Source organism: Rhizobium sp. C1, from assembly GCF_021026335.1.
In the GTDB taxonomy this organism is placed as follows: domain Bacteria; phylum Pseudomonadota; class Alphaproteobacteria; order Rhizobiales; family Rhizobiaceae; genus Ensifer_A.
The window spans coordinates 236,589-256,797 of the sequence record NZ_JAJNCY010000003.1; the positions used below are offsets into that span (position 1 = coordinate 236,589).

Consider the following 20,209-nt stretch of genomic DNA (forward strand, 5'->3'; position numbering starts at 1 on the left):
TTATGCCGCCTTTCGTGCGGAAAAGCCGGACACGTCGATAATGCGGTCGGCGACGCGCTCGCGCACATCCTCGTCATGGAAGATGCCGAGAAGAGCGACGCCCGCCTTCTTCTTTTCCTCAATCATCGCAATCACGACCTCGCGGTTCTTCGCATCGAGCGAGGCCGTCGGTTCGTCGAGAAGCAGGATCGGGTGATCGGTGATGAAGCCGCGGGCGATATTGACGCGCTGCTGTTCGCCACCGGAGAAGGTGGCGGGTGGCAGCGACCAGAGTTCGCGGGGCAGGTTCAGCGCGGAGAGCAGTTCCTCAGCACGCGCGCGGGCAGCCTCAAGGGTTGCGCCGCGGGCGGTCAGCGGCTCGGCGACGATATCGAGCGCCGAAACGCGCGGGACAACGCGCAGGAACTGGCTGACATAGCCGATCGTGTTGCGGCGGACCTGAATGACGGTGCGCGGATCGGCAATGGCGAGATCGATGATGCGGCCTTCGTGGTTGACGAGAATCTGGCCGTTATCGACCGAATAATTGCCGAACAGCATCTTCAGGATTGAGCTTTTGCCCGCGCCCGAAGGTCCGCCGAGCACGGCGCATTCGCCGGCTTTTACCGAGAAATTGACGTCCTGGATGATGGGAAGCAGCGTTCCGCCACGCAAATGCATGGTGAAGGATTTCGCGACTTCGGAAACGACAAGTGGCGTTGCCATGGGAAAACCTTTCTTCCTCAAACTTGCAGGATCGAGGAGACGAGAAGCTGGGTGTAGGGCTCGCGCGGGTCGTCGAGGACGCGATCGGTGAGCCCATGCTCGATGACGTGGCCGTCCTTCATCACCATCATGCGATGCGACAGGAGCCGGGCGACCGCGAGGTCATGCGTCACGACGATGACCGCGAGGCCAAGGTCCTGAACAAGCCCGCGAATGAGATCGAGCAGGCGGGCCTGCACAGATACATCGAGACCGCCGGTCGGCTCGTCCATGAAGACGAGGCGCGGGGAGGTCACGAGATTGCGGGCGATCTGCAGGCGCTGGCGCATGCCGCCGGAGAAAGCGCGTGGCTGGTCGTCCATGCGGTCGAGGCCGATTTCGACGCGGCCCAGCCAATCGCCGGCAGTCTCGCGGATGCGGCCATAATGCCGCTCGCCGACTGCCATCAGCCGCTCTCCGACATTGGCGCCGGCCGATACCGTCATGCGTAACCCATCGGCCGGGTTCTGATGGACGAAACCCCAGTCCGTTCGCATCAGGAAGCGGCGTTCGGCCTCCGGCATGGTCGCCAGATTGCGATACTGCCCGTCGCGCATCAGATATTCGACGCAGCCGACATCGGCGGTGAGCCGCGTCGAGAGGCAGTTGAGCAGCGTCGTCTTGCCAGAGCCGGACTCGCCGACGATGGCTAGGACTTCACCCGGCCAGAGATCGAACGAGACATCGCGGCAGCCGATGCGGGCGCCGTAGAATTTCGAGAGTTCGTGAACTTTCAGAAGCGGTTGATCGTTCATTCCGCAGCCTCCTTGTTGGCGACGCCCAGTTCGCCGACATGGCCGGCCTCGCGGCGTTCCTCGCAGAAATCGGTGTCGGAGCAGACGAACATGCGGCCGCCCTTGTCATCGAGGATGACCTCATCGAGATAGACGCCATGCGCGCCGCAGAGCGCACAGGGCTTGGCGAATTTCTGCACTTCGAAGGGATGATCCTCGAAGTCGAGGCTGACGACCTTGGTGTGCGGCGGGATCGCGTAGATGCGCTTCTCGCGGCCGGCACCGAAGAGCTGGAGCGCCTCCGACATGTGCATTTTCGGGTTGTCGAATTTAGGGATCGGCGAGGGATCCATGACATAGCGGCCCTCGACCTTGACCGGATAGGCATAGGTCGTGGCGATATGACCGTTGCGGGCGATATCCTCGTAGAGCTTCACATGCATAAGGCCGTATTCTTCCAGCGCATGCATCTTGCGCGTCTCCGTCTCGCGCGGCTCTAGGAAGCGCAAGGGTTCCGGGATCGGTACCTGATAGACGAGCACCTGGCCCTCGGTCAGTTGCTCTTCCGGGATGCGGTGGCGGGTCTGGATGACGGTCGCCTCGCGGGTTTTCGTGGTGACGGCGACATTGGCGACCTTCTGGAAGAAGGCGCGGATGGAAACCGCATTCGTCGTGTCGTCCGCGCCCTGGTCGATGACCTTCAGCGTATCCTCCGGCCCGATAACGGCGGCCGTCACCTGCACGCCGCCCGTGCCCCAGCCGTAGGGCATGGGCATTTCGCGCGAGGCGAAGGGAACCTGATAGCCGGGAATGGCAATCGCCTTGAGGATCGCCCGGCGGATCATCCGCTTGGTCTGCTCGTCCAGATAGGCGAAATTGTAGGTTGCGAGTTCGGTTTCGTGCGTGTTCATTCCGCAGCCTCCTTCATCTCTTCAACGATCTCCTGAGCCGCATCATATTCGCGGCGCATGCGGCGGACGAGGTCGAGTTCAGCCTGGAAGTCGACGTAATGCGGCAGTTTCAGGTGCTCTACGAAACCGGTTGCCTGCACATTGTCGGAATGGGAAATGACGAATTCCTCGTCCTGTGCGGGCGCAATGATATCCTCACCGAATTCGGACGCGCGCAGCGCCCGGTCGACCAGCGACATGGCCATGGCCTTGCGCTCCGACTGGCCGAAGACGAGGCCATAGCCGCGGGTGAATTGCGGCGGCTGCTTGGCCGAGCCCTTGAACTGGTTGACCATCTGGCATTCGGTCACCTGCACGCGGCCGAGGGAGACGGCAAAGCCCAGTTCCGGAATGTCGATTTCGACCTCGACCTGACCGATGCGGATTTCGCCGGCAAAGGGGTGGGTGCGGGCATAGCCGCGCTGGGTCGAATAGGCGAGTGCGAGAAGGAAACCCTCGTCACCGCGCGCCAGCGCCTGAAGACGCTCGTCTCGACCGAGCGGGAATTCCAGCGGCTCGCGGGTGATATCGCCGGGAACCGTATCCGTCTCGTCGGGCTCCTCCATCTCTATCAGACTCTCGCCGGCGAGAATGTCGGAGACGCGCATAACCGGTTCCGTGTCCGGCTCGCGCTGGATGCCTTCTGCGACCTCGTGATCGCCCAAAAGCGACGGGTCGAGCAGGCGGTGGGTGTAGTCAAAGGTGGGGCCGAGCAGCTGGCCGCCCGGCAGGTCCTTGTAGGTCGCCGAAATGCGTCGCTCGACCAGCATGGCGCCGGTATCGACGGCGCGGGAATAGCCGAAACGCGGCAGCGTGGTGCGATAGGCGCGCAGGATGAAGATTGCCTCGATCATGTCGCCGCGGGCCTGCCGCATGGCGAGCGCTGCGAGCGTGCGGTCATAGAGCGAGGCTTCGGCCATGATGCGGTCAACGCCGAGCGCGAGTTGCGCGACGATCTGGTCGATGGACAGCGCGGGCAGCGACCGGTCGCCCCGGCGGCGATCGGCCAAGAGCCGATGCGCATTGGAAATAGCGGCTTCGCCGCCCTTCACGGCTACATACATGTCAGCCTCCCAAGGCTTGAAGGTCGGTGGAACGCGGCAGCGCCATAAGGTCGGAGCCGGCTGTGAAGACGATGTCGAGGCCCAGCGGGAAGAAGGCGCGGTTGGCGGCCCAGCGGCGCAGGAAGTCTGCAGGCAGGCCTTGCAGCGCGATCTTCGTGCTGTCCTTGATACCGGGACCTCGTGCGACAAATTCCGGGCCACCGCTTAAGGCGGGCAACTCGATAACGAGCGTGGCGGAGCGGTCGGGATAGTCCTGGCTACCCGGAGCGAAGCCATGTAAATCCGGGATCGCCTCGCCAGCGGCGAGAAAAACAAAACGCGCATGGGCGGATGATGCGACGATTTCCGCGCCGGTGTGGAAGCCAACCCAACCCTTGACTGTTTCATGGGCAAGCGCGGGCGAGAGCCAGACCGGTGTGTCATGGTCTGTGAGCGTGAGGGCGACGGCCCCTTGTGCAATGCTCAGCGGGTGCGGCGGGGCGGCATCGCCGCCTGCTGTGCGGATCGTGCCGGGACGGGCCATGGCGTCCAGCAGGGCGCGGAAGGTCGCCTGCGCGCCGAGAACGGGACTGGCGAAACCGCCTTCAAGAGCTTCGGTGTGCAAGAGCATCAATCGTCTCCCCGGACCATGGTAAAGAAATCGACCCGCGTGGCAGCCGTCTCGGCGGCAAGCTTGGCGTCTTCTGCTTCCAGCCGCGTCGCGACCTCGCTGCAGAAGGTTTCGACCGCCTTGCGATGCGCGGACGTTTCTCCCATCGCATCAAGGATGGCGGCGAGGCGTGCCGCCGCCTTGTCGCCGCCAAGCCGCTGGCCGTGGCCGACGGCGCCGTTGGCCAGACGGATCGTGGCGCGGGTGACGGTCGCCTCGCCCAGATTGAACAGCGATCCCGTGCCGCCCATGCGGCCCCGGATCATAACGAGGCCCGTTTCCGGGCCACGCAGGTTCACGGCTTCAGGCGCGCCGCCCATTGTGTCCAGCGCCCGGCTCATCTCTTCGACTGTCGCCCTTCCAAGGTGCTCGATGCGGTGCTTTCGCGCCACGTCGGAGGCGCTCAGCGGCCTTGCCGGTTCTGTCTTCGCTGCGGTTTGCATTTGAACCTCAAATGTCTATTTATCTAGACAATTAAACCTAAGTCATGTTAGTAGCATTGTCGAGTGACATTTGGGTGACATCTTCATGACCAGAACAAAGCAGGCGGGCGTAGACCGCACGAGTGGTGTGGCGCTGTGGCGGCAGATTGCGGACGATATCCGCATCGCCATCGGCGCGGGCGAATTTCGCGAAGCGGGGAAACTGCCGGGCGAAATCGCGCTGGCGGAACGCTTTGGCGTCAATCGGCACACCGTGCGCGCCGCCATCGCCGCGCTTCAGAATGAGGGCATCGTGAAGGCCCGGCCGGGCAGGGGGACCGAGATTCTCGACGACATCCGGCTGAAGATGCCGATCTCGAGACGCACACGTTTCTCATCGGGCCTTGGTGGCCAGGCGCGGCGGCCGGAATCGGTCTATATAGCTTCCGGTGAGGCTTCCGCATCAGAGGAGGTTGCAGCTGCGCTGCGCATCGCGCCCGGCGCCCCCTGCGTGACATTGGAATCACTGGGACTGGCCGATGGCATCCCCGTGTCGCTTGCATTTCACCATTTTCCGACCGTCCGCTTTGCTGGGATCGACGAGCATTTCCGGCGGGAGCGGTCCGTCACCCGCGCCTTTGCCGCGATGGGGCTGGCCGATTATGTGCGCGTTTCAACCGACATCTCGGCCCGGCATGCCGATGAACGCGAGCGCGAGTGGCTGCGTTTGACGCCGGGCGGTATTGTGCTGGAAGCCCTGGCGATCAATGCCGATCTCGACGGCGCGCCGGTTCAGTATTCCCGTACCCTGTTTTCCGCGGGCCGCGTCAGCTTGCATGTCGGCACCGACATGGAGCTTTGAACACTCGGACGGTTGAAGGGGGCGGGCGCGTCTTCCGGAGTTTGGGCATGTTGGAAAGCTGTTGCTTGCCGGCAGTCGTTCTTGCGTGACGGCTTCAGATGAAGGAACTTGCGCTCCTTATCAATTCGGCAGGATCATCATGACACGCATCGTCGCCACGACCGAAACGCTCATCGACGCCATCGTCACAAGGGGCGAGGTCGGTAACAGGGTGATCGCTGCCATTGCCGGCCCGCCCGGCGCTGGAAAGTCAACCCTGGCGGAGAAGGTCGTCGAAGCGCTGAACAAGGCGCAACCCGGCTCTGCGGCCGTTCTGCCCATGGATGGCTATCATTACGACGACATGCTTCTGGTTCCGCGAGGCCTCAGACCGCGCAAGGGCGCGCCGGAAACCTTCGACACGGCGGGCTTTGCCCATATGTTGATGCGGCTGAGACAGAATGCGGAGCCGGAGATCGCGGTTCCGGTCTTTGATCGTTCTATCGAGATCGCGCGCGCAGGCGCCCGGATGATCCCGCAGAGCGTTCGCTATATCATCGCCGAAGGCAATTATCTTCTGCTCGACGAGGGACGCTGGCGCGAATTGCATCCACTTTACGATCTCACTGTCATGATCGAAGAGTCGGAAGACGTCTTGCGCGCGCGGCTGGAGGAGCGCTGGAAGGACCTCTCCTCCGAAGACCGTGCCTGGAAGCTCGACGGAAACGACCTGCCCAATGGCCGCCGGGTGAAAGAAGGAAGCATCACGCCGGATTTCGTGATCAGCGCCTGAGGAGTTTTCAACCGGAAACTATGTCCGACGCGGACGCGCGAGCGCCGGCGTTCCCGGCGTCAAAGCTCACGGTCTTCAATGCCAAGATGCTGCTTGATATGCAGATTGGGAACGACGCCGGCATTCTGCGCGGTTCTATAGCCGCCCCGCGCAGCCCAGAGGAAACCACCCCAGCAGATCAGGCTGATGAGCAGAACAATCAAGAAAATCTGAACTCTCACGTCCCTGATCCATCGAGAAGAAAGTGTTGCCTTTGTTTTGCCGCGATGCAACATTGGGCACTGCTAATGTTATTTTAAGTTTCCGGAGAGGTTGCGGCAAGGCGCGCTTCGGCTGCCTTGAATTATTTTCTGTTGATGACCGCCGAAATGCCTCCTGCCGTCTTTGAGTGACATACGGCGTTGTTGATCAGGTCATAGTGAATTGGGCTGCGGACAGGTGAACGGGGCTGAGCCGTACCCGGACCATGCGCCCGATCATCAGACGTTCGCCTTCGCCTCTAGGGACGTAATGCCAGGGCCGCGGTGCGGGCAATGGATCGGAAGGGTATGATTTTCTGTCCGATTTTCAACCTGGATATACGTCCTGCTGTTTGATGAACGATGGCCCGGCGGTGCCAGGTCTCAGAAACGGATGTTTGATGAAGATTGCGGTTGTCGGTACAGGGTATGTCGGGCTTTCCAATGCCGTACTTCTGGCGCAGCGCCACGATGTTGTGGCTCTCGATATCGTTCCTGAGCGTGTCGACCTCATCAACAGCCGCAAGAGCCCGTTTTCGGACGCGGAGCTTGAAAGTTTTCTTTCAAGCAAACCGTTACAGCTGAAGGCGACGCTTTCGAAGCAGGAAGCCTATGAAGGCGCAAGTTTCGTGATCATCGCGACGCCGACGGATTATGATCCTGTCACCAACCATTTCAATACGGCGTCGATCGAAAGTGTCATCCGCGATGTCACGGCCGTCAATCCGGACGCGGTCATGGTGATCAAGTCGACGGTTCCTGTCGGCTATACGGCGCGGATCCGGAGCGAGTTTTCATGCGACAAGCTGATCTTTTCGCCCGAGTTTCTGCGCGAGGGCAGGGCGCTTCACGATAACCTGCACCCGTCGCGCATCGTGGTGGGGGAGCGTTCCGAGCGCGCCCGTGCCTTCGCCGAGACATTGCGGATGTGTGCCCACAAGCAGGACGTCGCCGTGTTGCTGACCGACTCGACGGAGGCGGAGGCCATCAAGCTCTTCGCCAACACATACCTTGCCATGCGCGTTGCCTATTTTAACGAACTCGACACATTCGCCGCGACACACGGTCTCAATACGCGCCAGATTATCGAGGGTGTCGGGCTCGATCCCCGTATCGGATCGCATTACAATAACCCGTCCTTCGGCTATGGCGGCTATTGCCTGCCCAAGGACACGCGCCAATTGCTCGCCAATTACCAGGATGTGCCGCAGAACCTGATCAACGCCATCGTGACCTCCAATCTGACACGGAAGGATTTCGTCGCCGAGGAGATCCTGCGCAGAAAGCCTTCCGTCGTCGGTGTCTATCGCCTCATCATGAAGGCCGGATCGGACAATTTCCGTTCGTCGAGCATTCAGGGCATCATGTGGCGCATCAAGGCGAAAGGCGTCCCCGTTATTGTCTATGAGCCGACCATTTCCGAGGAAAGCTTTGCTGACTTCAAGGTCTACAAGGATCTCGAGGTCTTCAAGGCGAAGTGCGATGTGATCCTTTCGAACCGCATGGCGAAGGAACTTTCCGATGTGGCCGACAAGGTCTATACGCGCGATATTTTCGGCAGTGACTGAGAGGGCCGTTTTTCGAGCCCTCGTCTTTCTTGCCGTAACCTTCACCTTCTGCTGCCCGGCCTTCGCTCAGGACACGATCTGGACCAACAAGCCGGTGCGCGTGGATCCTTCACAGCAGGATTTCCAGCGTCTGCCGAATCTGGTTCTCGGTCTCGAGGGAGGGGAAAGCATCAGCTTTCCCACGCGCATCGACATGCGCGACAGCGCCCGGTTTGCTGCTGCAGGGGTGGAATATGCGCTGGCAGGGCTGAAGGGGATTGCTCCCGGCAGACTTTGCACGTCTGAAACGGGTGCGCGCTGGCCCTGCGGCACTCAGGCTTCCGTCTTCGTAAGCAATCTTTTCAGGGGGCGAACACTGGTCTGCAAGGTGGAACGCAGCGTGACCCTCGTCATGCTTTCCGGTTGTCGCACAACGCAGATGCGTATTCCCTTTGAAATCGTGGCGCAGGGCTTTGCCTTCCCCGCAGGTGGTGACGGCGATCTAGAGGCAGCCGTGTCGCGTGCGAAGGCGCAGCGCGCCGGTGTGTGGAAGGATGCCGTCTGCGCAGGTGCTGCTCACTCCTGCTGAGATGGTGCGGGCGCTGCTCCGGAGGCTGTGGCGGCAGGCTGATTGAGCTTGTAGGAAGCGCGTGTCGTGGGGCAGCGGTCCTTGCCGCAGATGGGCTCGATCGTCAGATTGAACGCGCCCGGCATGAGCTTTTCCTCAAACAGCTTGATCTGGATGTCGCGAAGCCGGACATCGAAGGGGCGAAGCTTTTCGACATCGGCGGACAGGGCGCCGGCCCTGTCGGGTAAAAGATAATCGAAGAGGACTTTTGCCGCCCGTTCGAAGTCCCGTCTATAGGACGCCTCCGTGCTTTCCGGCAGATAGACAAGCTTGAGCCGGACCATGGTCGATGCCGACAGCGCGTTGCGTGTCGTCTGGACGAAGAAGGAATTGTGCTCTGCGTCATCGCCGCCGGCTGCGGTCTGAAGATTGCCGGCGCAGTTGCTTGTGTCGGGAAAAAGCGGATTGACATCCCATTTCAGCGACAGCTCCGGCAGGGGCTTTTGCAACAGCGCGCAGAAGTCGGTGGTTGCAAAGTTCTCGGCGCGGCTGAAGTTTGCCTCGACAAATGTCACCTTGGGATTCGCAAGCGCAGCGGTCAGCACCAGCGGTCTCTTTCCAGGGGGCAGCCTCTGCGTTCGCCGCAACGGCTGCGGCTGCGGCTTCGGCGGTTCTACCGGATGGAGCGAATTCCAGAATGTCAGCGCGGCGTCGATTGTATCTCTGTGATAGGCCGAGAAAAGGGCGCTTCCGATGGCGCAGAACAGGAACACGATGATGACGGCGAAGATGGCCACGCCGGTTGTTGCAGATTGCCGGTTGTCATCATGGCGTTTTTCGTCCGGGCGCATGCCGCTTGCTCACGTCTCGCAATCGCCAGTCTTCAAGAGAAGGCAAGTGGAACTGTACCAACATCCGGCGGTTCAGCGACCGAGCGTCCAGTCCGCCGACGAAAAGCCGGTTCGCGATCTCAGTGCAGTCTAGATCTGCAATGGGCGATTTCAAGGGCAAATTCAACCTTGCGATGCGTCCCTGGACTTTGCAGCCATTATCCACCGAAAGCAATTCCTGCCGTCCTGATAGGGTTTTTGCAGCGAGGAGTGTCTCAAAAAAGCACGTTCGTTAAAATGCAACCGGATTTCAAAAGTTGAATGCAACTCACCCGCGCTATCTTCCGCTTGTTTCCAACGGGATTCAATCGAGATGTTCGGGATTACAAGAAAAATAAAATTTGCCGGCCTTGTTTTGATGATGGCAGCCCTCGGCAGCCAAGCCGCTGCCGGCCCGGCCGGGCTCGTGCGCCCGCTCAAGAATGCGGCCAATGCTGCATTTCTCCAGCAGGGACGCGAGACAGTTGCGCCCTTCGCGCATGTCCGCTTCTGCCTTGCCTCGCCTGCGGAATGCCGGGATGGCTCCGGTGAATCCACAGTGGAACTGAGCGCGGCCAAGCTCAATCTGCTCAAGAGCGTGAACCGGCGGGTGAATGCGGCCATCGAGCCGGAAATGCCCGATGGCCCGGAGACCTGGGTGATCAATCCGGAACGCGGCAATTGTCATGATTACGCGGTCACGAAGCGGCATGAACTCGTCCGCGCCGGCTGGCCGTCCGCAAGCCTCCGCCTCGCCGTCGCCTATACGCGCTCGGGCATCGGCCACCTCGTCGTCATCGTTCGAACGACCGAAGGCGATCTGGTGCTGGATAATCTGACCGACCGGATCGTCGCCTGGAACAAGTCGGGTCTGCGCTTCGTCTCGGTGGAGGCTTCGGACAAGCCACGCGTGTGGTATGCGATCCAATAGCCTGACAGTCCAGACAGGCTCATGCCATCTTGTGAAGCAGTCTCGCGTCTGAGTGTTGTTCCCTCCGGTCGCGCGGCTTGCAAATTTCGTTCTAAAGTTTTTGACTTATTAAAATTTCCTGAAATGTTGCATTGCATCATTTTATATTGTAAGAGTTGTCTTATTGGGACATAGGTTGCACAACGCTTCTAAGGCGATCAGACCCTTACGATTGAAATATGCATTCGGGACATTCTCATTTCGTCCCGCTCGATATGGCTCCGTGTGAGGTTTTTTCTTGTCACGGATTTGGTCTAGTAGTCCTCTTGAAATACGCTTCGGTTTTATCGTGGCGTCTCGTTGGTTTTAAATTCCGTTTTCGATTGCTTTCCTTAGTAAGATTTGTAGATGCGAATAGTTGTTCATGATTATTCCGGACATCCGTTTCAGATACAGTTGAGCCGCGAGCTGGCGCGACGCGGACATGTTGTGCAGCATGTCTATTTCGCTGATTTCCAGACCCCGAAAGGCGCATTGTCACTTCGCGCGGACGACCCCTCTACATTAACGATTACCGGTGTGTCGCTTGGCGAGCCGTTTCGGAAAAACACCTTCGTTCAACGACGATCCCAGGAAATCCGCTACGGGAAGCGGGTTGCCGATATCATCTCGGCCTTCCAGCCCGATGTCGTCTTTTCTTCGAATTCGCCGCTTGATGCGCAGCGCCTCATACAGAAAGCTGCGAGAGCGGCCAAGGATGCGGCCTTCGTCTTCTGGGTTCAGGATCTTTACGGAGAGGCGATCAGAAAGATATTGACCCGCAAGCTGCATTTCGTGGGTGCCTTGGTTGCGGCTTATTATCTTCGTCTTGAGCGGACGCTTCTCAGCCGCAGCGCGCATGTGATCTGCATTTCAAGCGACTTCGAGACGCTTCTAAGGGGCTACGGCGTCGATGCGGGCGCGGTGACCGTGATCGAGAACTGGGCACCGCTTGAAGACATGCCTCTTTTGCCGAAAGACAATGCCTGGTCGCGGAAAGTCGGGCTTTCCAAAACCGGAAACATCGTCTACTCGGGGACCTTGGGATACAAACATAACCCGGACCTGCTTCTTCGGCTGGCGCTTGAAACAGATGGTGAAGTCAACGTGTTTTCCGAGGGAGCTGCTGCCGATTGGTTGAGGCTGGAGGCGGGGAAAAGAGGTCTTTCGAACCTGAAGGTCCATCCCTGGGTATCGTTCGAGGACCTGCCGGCAATGCTCGCCAGCGCCGACATTGCGGTTGCGATCATCGAGCCTGATGCGGGCATCTACTCGGTTCCGTCGAAGGTGCTCACCTATATGTCGGTGGGGCGCGCTATACTGGCGTCGATCCCGCCGGAAAACCTTGCCGCGCGGATTCTGGCTCGCGAAACCGCGGGACTTGTCGCGCCGCCGGCTGACGCGGAAGTTTTCGTGGACTATGCAAAGAAATTGCTGGCAGATTCAGCGCTGCGTGAGCAACTTGGCGCCAATGCGCGAAGCTATGCCGAGAACAAGTTTGACATCAGGGGTCTCGGTGACCGTTTCGAGGGCATATCGATCAGGGCGATGGCCAAGCGGGGACGGGTCGGAATACCGGCAGACACCGTCTCCGCTGCAGTGTGACTTTCAATTGATAGGAGTAATAGGATGACACAGGAAAAGACGGCTCTGGTACTTGGAGCCGGCGGCTTTATCGGTGGCCATTTAGTGAAAAGGCTGAAGAGGGAAGGTTATTGGGTGCGGGGCGTCGACCTCAAATTCAATGAATTCTCCGAAACTGCTGCCGACGACTTTGTCATCGGCGATCTTCGCGACCAGTCGACGGTTCGCGGCATCATCGATCGCCGGTTCGACGAGGTCTATCAGCTGGCGGCCGACATGGGCGGGGCCGGCTATATCTTTACCGGCGAACATGACGCCGACATCATGCACAATTCGGCGACGATCAACCTGAACGTTGCGGAAGCGGCCCACAAGAGAAACATCAAGAAGGTGTTCTACTCCTCGTCGGCCTGCATGTATCCGGCCTATAACCAGGAAGACCCGGACAATCCGATCTGCTCCGAGGCTTCTGCCTATCCGGCTGCGCCGGACAGCGAATATGGCTGGGAAAAGCTGTTCTCTGAGAGACTGTTCCTGGCCTATAACCGCAATTACGGCATGCAGAACCGGGTTGCGCGCTTCCACAATATTTTCGGCCCCGAAGGGACCTGGCAGGGCGGCAAGGAAAAGGCTCCAGCTGCCATTTGCCGCAAGGTGGCGATGGCCAGCTCCGGTTCCGAGATCGAGATCTGGGGCGACGGGCTGCAGACGCGTTCGTTCCTCTTTGTCGATGAATGCGTGGAAGGCGTGTTGCGCCTGACGCGCTCCGGATTCGAGGGCCCGGTGAACATCGGCTCCGAGGAGATGGTGACGATCAATCAGCTCGTCGAAATCGTCGCCGAAATTGCCGGCAAGAAGATCGTAAAGAAGCACATCCCGGGTCCGACGGGTGTACGCGGCCGAAATTCCGACAATCGCCTTATCGAGGAAAAGCTGGGCTGGAAGCCGTCGCAATCGCTGCGCATCGGTCTTGAGCAGACCTACGAGTGGATCGAGCGCCAGTGCCGGTCCAATAGCGGAGCTCTGGCCTCCTGAAGGCAGCTTGAACAAGGCCGCAACCGGACAGGGTCCGGGGCGGCCAATACGACCGGTTGGGGCCAGTCCCGAACTGATCCAGGCATCTGAAGGCGCTCTGTCCTGCGCCTTCAAGCCTCTACCCATCCGGAGAAACAGCCGGATGGGTCTTCTGCGGGAGGGCGAACGAACCCGTCGTCTCCAAACGTTATGCGTGTCCATTTGCCCTCGAGGATGATCGTGTCCGACGGAAAGAACACAATTCTGACGTTCAGTCGCAGCGAGGGTGGCCATCGGCGATCCTATATCGACTTCGTGGGCACTCTGTTTCAGGCAAGACGGGTCGGCGCGAAACGGCTTCTGTGGTCGCGAGAACCCGTGTTTTTCCTCATGATTGAAGAGTCTTTCGGCTTCTTCGTACTGCTTGGCTTCTGGCGCGCGCTTCTGGGCAGGCGAACCGTGGGCCTGCTGTTCCGGCCGGGCCCGGCGGTTCACGGTGCCGGCATGCGGCACAGGATCAAGCGGACGGTGCTGAAGCTGATGAAGCATATCGGTTCGATCAAGGTCCTGACGATCGTGCCTTTCTCCATTGCGGCAGAGTTCGCAACGATTGCGGACGACTGGATCTATGACCTGCAATTGTGGGATCTGAGCGAAGCCGGAAAGACAGATCTTCTGCCGCAGCCCGAAGGCGCGGTCGCATCCGAGATCGTGGCCTTGGCAAAGGGCAGGCCGGTGATCTGCGCCCTGGGAATACAGGACCAGAACAAGGGGTTCGATGTCTTTGCGCGGACATGGAGCCAGAGTGCGGAGCTGCGGGATCGTTATTTCTTTGCATATGGGGGCACGGTGACGCCCGTGCTGCGGGACCTGGCCGATGCGCTCGCCGCCAAAGGCTGCATGGGCCTGAACAGGCAGATCAGCGATGCCGAACTCTTTCAGATTTATTCCGTCAGCAGCGCTGCCTGGTGCCTTTATGACAAGGCCTACGATCAGGCCTCCGGCATTCTGGGGCGGGCGATACAATTCGGGCTTCCGGCTATCGTTCGGGAAGGATCGCTTTCGCACCGGCTTTGCGTCGAGACTGGAGCGCCGCATATCGCAGCCACCGCGGAAACTGTCGAGGCAAAGCTGGCGGAGGGGCTTCCTGAGCGTGACGCAACACGGGGAGCGGCCCTTGCCAAACATTTCAGGGCCGTGAGCGCGCAGAAGCTCGCGGCGGCCCTGGGGGCGGAGTTGCAGGCATGAGCGCTTTGGATATTGCCAGCCTGAATGTTCGGAAAAATGTGGTCTTTGCGGTCGCCGCTTTCGGCATCAATATCGGCCTCGTCTTCCTCAGTTACCGGCTGGTGATCAAGCAAAGCGGGCTGGAAATGCTTGGCCTCTGGTCGACGCTTTATGCCTGGACCAACATGATCCGCTTGGGCGATGTCGGCATGGCCAATGCGTCTCTTCGCTTCATCGCCTTGTGCGATCACGATCAGGACCAGCGGCGGTTACGCGCCTATCTGGAGACCGGACTTATCTCCAATACGGCCTTTTATATTGTGCTGGGTGTCGCCGGATATGCCCTTTTGAACTTCAAGCTTGTCGATCTGGTGGAGCCGCGTTTTCTCGCGGAAGCATCGCTGGTGCTTCCTGTCATGATGGCCGGCTTCGTGCTCATGAATATCAGCGGAATCCTGCTCGGCTCGCTGCAGGGCTTGCATCTCGGCTATCTCAATTCGCAGCTGTCCGTGGCTGGCAATCTGGTTCAGATTGTTCTGGTCGCTCTGCTCGTTCCGAAAATCGGGTTGAGCGGGCTGGCTTGGGCTCAGGTGCTTCAATACGGGTTGAGCACGGTGGTGGCGTGGCTGATCGTTCGCCGCAAGCTGGCCTTGGCGAGCATCATTCCCCTCGATTTTTCGAAAGCCGCTTTTGTCGAAATGCTGGGCTTCAGTGTGAAGGCGCAGGTGGCGAATGTGGCCAACGGGCTCTTCGAGCCCTTGTCCAAAATCATGGTCGGGCACTTCGGCGGGTTGCATGTTCTCGGCCTTTATGAGCTGGCATTCAAGACCATTGCCCTGACCAGAAACCTGGTCGCTTCCGCTCTCGGTGCAACACTGCCGGCACTTACGACGCTGATGTCGCGAGACCTTCGGGAGGCCAATATCCTGTACGAGACGTTGTCGAGACGGAACATTCGACTGACCGCCCTGCTTTTCGTCGCCGTGCTGACCGCGTCGCCGCTGATATCGATCCTCTGGATCGGTCATTTCGAAGCGGCGTATGTTGTTTACGCGCTGCTCCTTTGCCTCGGATTTCTTGTCAACGCCTACGGCGCGCCCGCCTATCAGCTGGGCATGGCGTCCGGCAAGATGAAAAACAACATGGTTACGGCCGGGCTCGGGATTCTGATCCTCGCCATCCTGGGGGCACCTGCGGGATTGCTGTTCGATGGCAGCGGGGTCGTGTTGATCGCAAGTGCCACCCTCGCCATCTGCGGTTGGCTTATCAAGCTTCTCAATGAGAAGCTCCTGCTTCATCCAAATGCGCAGGCGGGATGAGGGCTTGATCATGACGAAAATCCTTCATCTCATCCACACGCCCCGGCATTCCGGGGCAGAGATCCTGGTCCGGGATCTTTGTCTCATCCATTCGAGGCAAGGTATTGAATGCGCGGTTGCGTCCTTCGGACCCATGGCGCAGGAGTTTGGCGCGGACAGTCAGCGCCTCCAGGAAACCGGCACGAAACAGTATTTTCCAAACGTGCTGTTGAAAAAGATAAAGCGGATCAATCACTTCCGGAAGGTTTTTGAGGACTTTCAACCTGATGCCGTTTTCGGGCATTCTGTCTTGCCATCGATTTACGGACGGTTGGCGCTTCCGCTTGCCGGTCGGAAGCCCAAATTCGTCACGGTTCTGCATTCGGCGAGCAATGACGACTTTGAAGGTGCATACATGACCTCTCTTGAGTTCGCGTTGCGCTGGCGTTCGGATCAGGTCGTCGCAGTCTCCAAACTCGGGGCGCAGAATTACCGGCGCCGCTTCGGGGACAGCGTTCCCGTCGAGATCGTGCCGAATGGCATTGATGTGGTGCGGTTCCGGGCCGTGGACCGGATGGCAGCCCGCGCTGCGTTCGGCATTGCTCCAGAAACGCGTATCATTCTGCAGGTCGGACGCCTGTCTGTCGTCAAGCAGCAGGACCTCTCCATTCGGGCCCTTGCTGACTATCTGAAGATGAATAACGCCGAACTGTGGCTCGCCGGGCTGACGGAGGAGCCGCAATACGAGACAAAACTTCGCCAGATGGTCGCCGAAAATGGACTTTCGACAAAGGTGAAGTTTCTGGGCAGTCGAGCCGACGTGCCCGAACTGCTCGCCGCCGCTGATCTCTATCTCATGCCTTCTCTGGCTGAGGCGCATAGCATTGCCGTGATAGAAGCTCTCGCAAGCGGCATTCCGGTCGTCTTGTCGGACATACCGGCCTTTGCTGATTTCAAGAGTATGGAGGGGGTTTATCAGGTCGATGGGAGGAGTGAAGTCTCTCTTCGGGAAATTGCGGAACAGTTTCCCGTCGCCAGATATCTCAGGCCCTTGGCCCGGTATGAGCTGGCCGAAACCGCTGGCTGCTACCTCAACCTGTCTTCCAAGGCGGTTCATGCATGAGGAACCTGGCCCCGGAACTCAAGTGGAACGAAATCGCCCTATGTATGTTGGCTTCGCTTCTGCTTCTGAGCCCGGCCGGATCGAATCTTATTCTTGTCTTCGGTGGCAACTACTATCCAGAGCTTGGCGTTATTTTCATTTACCTCGTTTCGACAGCAATCTACCCAGGGCTCGGCAAAAAGGTTCTCGCCGTCGTCCGTACACCCTACGTTTTGCTCGGTTTCGGTTTCGTTTTCATCGCTGCATTTCTGGGCTTCGTGAATAATGATGTAAGTCCTGCCGAAGCCTACGGGATTTCGCGTAGTTTCATGGCGTGCTGCATCGGCTTTTCGGTCTTTCGCGTGTACTCGAGATCGGGTGGAAAAAAAACACTATCTGTAATATTCGCTTTAGCTACATTCACTATAATTTTCTCGTTTTTATATAATGTCGCTTTTTTGAGTGCGGAACCGAAGCGGCCCTATTCTCTATTTGCAATCGTTGTCATCTCAGTGTTCCTGACGTTTCGCGGTTCTGTATTTCAGAAATTAATCTGGATGGTCTTTATGTTTATAATTTCCGTCCATAGCGGTTTTCGCGCCTATATAGGTTACTCGGCAGTCTTAGCGCTTATGATGGTGTTCTCTACCGCCTTGGATGTGATCCGCATAAAATCTGGTAGACTGGTGTTCTCAGTTTCACGTCTTGCTCAGGTCGCCACCGTTTCTGTTGTCTTCATTTTTGGAACTCCGGTTTTTGTAGCCGGAGCCTATCAGTGGATCATGCAAGACGAAAGCCGATATCATCAGCTAATCTATAAGTTTGAAGAACAGTATGGAGAGTATAAAGACGGCAACGTGGATGGAAAACTTGATCCGAGAATCGACATGAACAATTTCATATTTTCCAGATTTCTGGACTTCATCCTGCCGAACGGATTTTACAATCGATCAGACTATTCGATCCATTCCGTATGGGGAACGGAAAGAATCTCATTTGATGCGAGTTCCCCAACACGAGACGGCGGGTTTCTCTTTATGTCCATGTCGTTTGGGTTGCTCCTGTCCGCGCCTTTGATGCTCTTCATGTATTTCAAGATTCTGGTTGTCTGTATCAAAAACGGAATTAGGGATTCTGTCGTCAGAATATTAATTTCTGCAGTTCTGACCGGTTATTATTTTACGTCGGGAGCGATGTTTACAGTTATTGACATGGCTTTTTACTTTGGTTTTGCGCTTGCGGCAGTCACGTCAGTGCGCCCGCTGGCTCATTTCGGCAACTTGGGGATGATCAGGAATAATGAACGCCATCGCCTTCATCTGGGACAATTACGGTCCCATGCATGATGATCGCATCCGCGCGGTCGAGAAAATCTATGTTGGAAAGGTCCGGATTATCGGCGTCGAGCTTTTCGGCAAGAGCGATACCTATGCCTGGGACAACGACCATAACACCGAATTCGAAAAGATTACGCTGTTTCAGGGTTATGAGGTTCGGCATTCGCCTTTGAAGGTGGCTGCGGCGATCGTCAGGTGCTGCCTCGCCCTGAAGGCGAAAGACATTTTTCTGTGCAATTACAATGAGAAATACATTCTTCTTGCGGCTATCGTCCTGCGGCTTATGGGCAAGCAGGTCTATACGATGGCGGACTCCAAGTATGATGACTATGCCCGCTTTCTCTGGCGCGAAGTCGGCAAGAGCCTGTTTTGCATTCCTTACGTGGGGGGCTTGTCGAATGAGGCGCGATCTTCCGATTATATGCGCTTTCTCGGGGTAAATCCGCGCAGGATCGCGGCGCCGTACAACACGCTTTCGCTGGAGCGGATGCGGAGCCTTTCCGGCACGGTGCCTGCGCCCGACGGTGCGGCTTTTGCAGAGCGGCATTTCACGATCGTGGCTCGCTTCGTGCCGAAGAAGAACCTCGCGATGGCGCTTGATGCCTATGCCATCTATTGCCGCGACGCACTGCAGCCGCGCCGGCTTCATCTTTGTGGTTCGGGTGAGCTGGAGCCCCCGCTGCGCCGGAAGGCGCAGGAACTCGGCATTTCCGACAAGGTCGTGTTCCATGGTTTTCTGCAGCGCGACGGGATTGCCCGGACGCTCGGGACATCGATTGCCCTGATTCTTCCCAGCATCGAGGAGCAGTTCGGTAATGTGGTCATCGAGGCGCAGGCACTCGGTCTTCCCGTGCTTCTCTCCGAAAATTGCGGCGCGCGGGATCGGCATGTCAGAAGCGGCGTCAACGGTTTCGTCTTCGAGCCCGACAATCCGCAAGGGCTCGCCTTTTTCATGGGTTTGATCGATCGAGACGAGACGCTCTGGCACCGCATGTGTGTCTCTGCCTTGGCCCATGCTGAAAACGGCGATGTCGCGCGCTTTGCAGAAGCGGTTCGGACGCTGGTGCCTGCCGAATGACCATGCCGCGGACAATCCTCTTTTGTCTGCCCTCCATTTCGCGCGTCGGCGGTGGTGTTTCGGAGGCTGCGCGGCTTCAGGCGCTTGCTCTTGCCGCCCGGCCGGAAGCGGTCGTGTCTGTCTTGACCTTTCATGACGAGCATTTCGACCGTGATCTTGCCGCATGGCGTGGCATTCCGGTGCGGGCGTTCCGGACCTTTGGGCCGCGAAGCTTTTCCTTTGCTCCCGGCATGCTGCTGGCGTTGCTGCGCGAACGCCCCGTTCTCGTTCATGTTCATGGGGTATGGCAATTTCAATGTCTGGCCGTCTATCTCTGGTCGCTGGTGACCGGCGGGCGTTATGTCGTCACGCCGCATGGCATGCTGGAAAAGTGGATCAGGGCGCGCTCACCAAGGCTCAAGTGGTTGGTCTCCAACCTTTACCAGAACCGGTTTCTCCGGCGCGCGTCGGCCTTCCAGGTTCTGACCATGCGTGAAATCGAAGACGTGAAGGACTTCCGGCGAACAGGACAGTCGGTGGATGTCGTCCCGAACTATGTGGCGGTGTTTTCTCGCGACGATCATCGGCCGTCCTGGTGGCGGGACGAGGACGAGGGAAGGGACGTCTTTCTGTTCCTTGGGCGGATCCACGAGAAGAAGGGCTGTCTCGAATTGTGTCGCGCATGGGAGGATGTCTGTGCCTCAAACCCGGATTTCCGGGATCGGTCGCTACTTGTTTTTTGCGGCTGGATCGACGGTCTTCCGGGTTTCGAAGATCAGGTAAAGGCATTGAATGCGCGTTTCGGCAATGCTGTTTTTGCTGGCCCGCAATATGGCGCCGGCAAGCAGCGCAGTCTCTCATGCGCGTCCTTCTTCATTTTGCCTTCGAAAAGCGAAGGCCTGCCGATGTCCGTTCTGGAGGCGTGGTCGGCTCTGGTGCCAGTGCTGATGACCGACGAATGCAATCTGCCGGAAGGCTTCACGAGAGATGCGGCGATCAGGACCGGACCGGATCGAGTGGCGATTGCGGCCTCGCTTCTTCAGGCGGCTGGCCTGTCAGGCGAAAGGCGCACAACGCTCCAGCGCAACGGGCTTCTGTTGCTGCAAGAAAAATATTCGGAGGAAAGCGTCCGTGACGCTCTGCTGCGGATGTATGACAATGCGAGTGTATCGCCATGACCCTTCTTGACGCCAAACAATCGAATCCGCGGGAAGGGGGGCC

The 20,209-nt window shown here is 58.6% G+C and carries 21 protein-coding genes; 13 read left to right on the top strand and 8 right to left on the bottom strand.

Annotated elements, in window-relative coordinates:
* Genes phnL through phnG form a run of 6 tightly spaced genes read right to left on the bottom strand, consistent with a single transcriptional unit; the run spans position 1 to position 4,584 of the window.
* Positions 1–705: a phosphonate C-P lyase system protein PhnL gene (phnL, locus tag LQK83_RS09330; protein WP_230837127.1), complete on the bottom strand. Its 705-nt coding sequence runs from the start codon at positions 703–705 to the stop codon at positions 1–3.
* A gap of 17 nt (positions 706–722) precedes the next feature.
* Entirely contained in the window at positions 723–1,499 is a 777-nt protein-coding gene (gene phnK, locus LQK83_RS09335; protein WP_230837128.1) for a phosphonate C-P lyase system protein PhnK, read from the bottom strand.
* The gene (locus LQK83_RS09340) at positions 1,496–2,389 is read right to left on the bottom strand and encodes an alpha-D-ribose 1-methylphosphonate 5-phosphate C-P-lyase PhnJ (protein ID WP_230837129.1); all 894 of its coding nucleotides are present in this window, start codon (positions 2,387–2,389) and stop codon (positions 1,496–1,498) included. The genes phnK and LQK83_RS09340 overlap by 4 nt, the downstream gene beginning before the upstream one ends.
* Positions 2,386–3,492: a carbon-phosphorus lyase complex subunit PhnI gene (locus LQK83_RS09345; protein WP_230837130.1), complete on the bottom strand. Its 1,107-nt coding sequence runs from the start codon at positions 3,490–3,492 to the stop codon at positions 2,386–2,388. The genes LQK83_RS09340 and LQK83_RS09345 overlap by 4 nt, the downstream gene beginning before the upstream one ends.
* 1 nt (position 3,493) lies before the next feature.
* Positions 3,494–4,102 (bottom strand): phosphonate C-P lyase system protein PhnH, encoded by a 609-nt coding sequence (gene phnH / locus LQK83_RS09350; protein ID WP_230837131.1) that lies wholly within the window; start codon positions 4,100–4,102, stop codon positions 3,494–3,496.
* Positions 4,102–4,584 carry a phosphonate C-P lyase system protein PhnG gene (gene phnG / locus LQK83_RS09355; protein ID WP_230837132.1) on the bottom strand — a complete coding sequence of 161 codons (483 nt, stop codon included), beginning with the start codon at positions 4,582–4,584 and terminating at the stop codon, positions 4,102–4,104. The genes phnH and phnG overlap by 1 nt, the downstream gene beginning before the upstream one ends.
* Positions 4,585–4,669: 85 nt before the next feature.
* Between phnG and phnF the strand changes: the two genes are divergently transcribed.
* Positions 4,670–5,425: a phosphonate metabolism transcriptional regulator PhnF gene (gene phnF, locus LQK83_RS09360; RefSeq protein WP_230837133.1), complete on the top strand. Its 756-nt coding sequence runs from the start codon at positions 4,670–4,672 to the stop codon at positions 5,423–5,425.
* 139 nt (positions 5,426–5,564) lie between these two features.
* A complete protein-coding gene (locus LQK83_RS09365) occupies positions 5,565–6,197 on the top strand; it encodes a nucleoside/nucleotide kinase family protein (protein WP_230837134.1) in 633 nt (210 codons plus the stop codon).
* Positions 6,198–6,256: 59 nt separating this feature from the next.
* Here the strand turns inward: LQK83_RS09365 and LQK83_RS09370 are convergent, their stop codons facing one another.
* Positions 6,257–6,418 carry a hypothetical protein gene (locus LQK83_RS09370; RefSeq protein ID WP_230837135.1) on the bottom strand — a complete coding sequence of 54 codons (162 nt, stop codon included), beginning with the start codon at positions 6,416–6,418 and terminating at the stop codon, positions 6,257–6,259.
* A gap of 419 nt (positions 6,419–6,837) precedes the next feature.
* On the opposite strand from LQK83_RS09370, the gene LQK83_RS09375 reads away from it, so the two are divergent.
* Together LQK83_RS09375 and LQK83_RS09380 are read left to right on the top strand one after the other, a co-directional pair.
* A complete protein-coding gene (locus LQK83_RS09375) occupies positions 6,838–8,004 on the top strand; it encodes a nucleotide sugar dehydrogenase (RefSeq protein ID WP_230837136.1) in 1,167 nt (388 codons plus the stop codon).
* A complete protein-coding gene (locus LQK83_RS09380; protein WP_230837137.1) occupies positions 7,997–8,572 on the top strand; it encodes a hypothetical protein in 576 nt (191 codons plus the stop codon). The genes LQK83_RS09375 and LQK83_RS09380 overlap by 8 nt, the downstream gene beginning before the upstream one ends.
* Here LQK83_RS09380 and LQK83_RS09385 read toward each other — a convergent pair.
* Positions 8,560–9,402 carry a DUF6030 family protein gene (locus LQK83_RS09385; RefSeq protein WP_230837138.1) on the bottom strand — a complete coding sequence of 281 codons (843 nt, stop codon included), beginning with the start codon at positions 9,400–9,402 and terminating at the stop codon, positions 8,560–8,562. The two genes, LQK83_RS09380 and LQK83_RS09385, sit on opposite strands and share 13 nt — an antisense overlap.
* Positions 9,403–9,799: 397 nt before the next feature.
* Here LQK83_RS09385 and LQK83_RS09390 point away from each other — a divergent pair, with 397 nt between their 5' ends.
* From LQK83_RS09390 to LQK83_RS09430, 9 genes are all read left to right on the top strand, one after another.
* The gene (locus LQK83_RS09390) at positions 9,800–10,351 is read left to right on the top strand and encodes a transglutaminase-like cysteine peptidase (RefSeq protein WP_230837139.1); all 552 of its coding nucleotides are present in this window, start codon (positions 9,800–9,802) and stop codon (positions 10,349–10,351) included.
* Positions 10,352–10,738: 387 nt separating this feature from the next.
* Entirely contained in the window at positions 10,739–11,974 is a 1,236-nt protein-coding gene (locus LQK83_RS09395; RefSeq protein ID WP_269065418.1) for a glycosyltransferase family 4 protein, read from the top strand.
* A gap of 24 nt (positions 11,975–11,998) precedes the next feature.
* Positions 11,999–12,988, top strand: a complete 990-nt coding sequence (locus LQK83_RS09400) for an NAD-dependent epimerase/dehydratase family protein (RefSeq protein WP_230837141.1) — start codon at positions 11,999–12,001, stop codon at positions 12,986–12,988.
* A 219-nt stretch (positions 12,989–13,207) separates the two neighbouring features.
* Positions 13,208–14,215, top strand: a complete 1,008-nt coding sequence (locus tag LQK83_RS09405; protein WP_230837142.1) for a hypothetical protein — start codon at positions 13,208–13,210, stop codon at positions 14,213–14,215.
* The gene (locus LQK83_RS09410; protein ID WP_230837143.1) at positions 14,212–15,513 is read left to right on the top strand and encodes an oligosaccharide flippase family protein; all 1,302 of its coding nucleotides are present in this window, start codon (positions 14,212–14,214) and stop codon (positions 15,511–15,513) included. The genes LQK83_RS09405 and LQK83_RS09410 overlap by 4 nt, the downstream gene beginning before the upstream one ends.
* A 10-nt stretch (positions 15,514–15,523) precedes the next feature.
* Entirely contained in the window at positions 15,524–16,615 is a 1,092-nt protein-coding gene (locus tag LQK83_RS09415; protein ID WP_230837318.1) for a glycosyltransferase family 4 protein, read from the top strand.
* Positions 16,612–17,940 carry a hypothetical protein gene (locus tag LQK83_RS09420; RefSeq protein WP_230837144.1) on the top strand — a complete coding sequence of 443 codons (1,329 nt, stop codon included), beginning with the start codon at positions 16,612–16,614 and terminating at the stop codon, positions 17,938–17,940. Before LQK83_RS09415 ends, LQK83_RS09420 begins: the two co-directional genes overlap by 4 nt.
* Positions 17,894–19,009 (top strand): glycosyltransferase, encoded by a 1,116-nt coding sequence (locus tag LQK83_RS09425; RefSeq protein WP_230837145.1) that lies wholly within the window; start codon positions 17,894–17,896, stop codon positions 19,007–19,009. The genes LQK83_RS09420 and LQK83_RS09425 overlap by 47 nt, the downstream gene beginning before the upstream one ends.
* A complete protein-coding gene (locus LQK83_RS09430; protein WP_230837146.1) occupies positions 19,006–20,166 on the top strand; it encodes a glycosyltransferase in 1,161 nt (386 codons plus the stop codon). Before LQK83_RS09425 ends, LQK83_RS09430 begins: the two co-directional genes overlap by 4 nt.
* Positions 20,167–20,209: the final 43 nt, after the last annotated feature.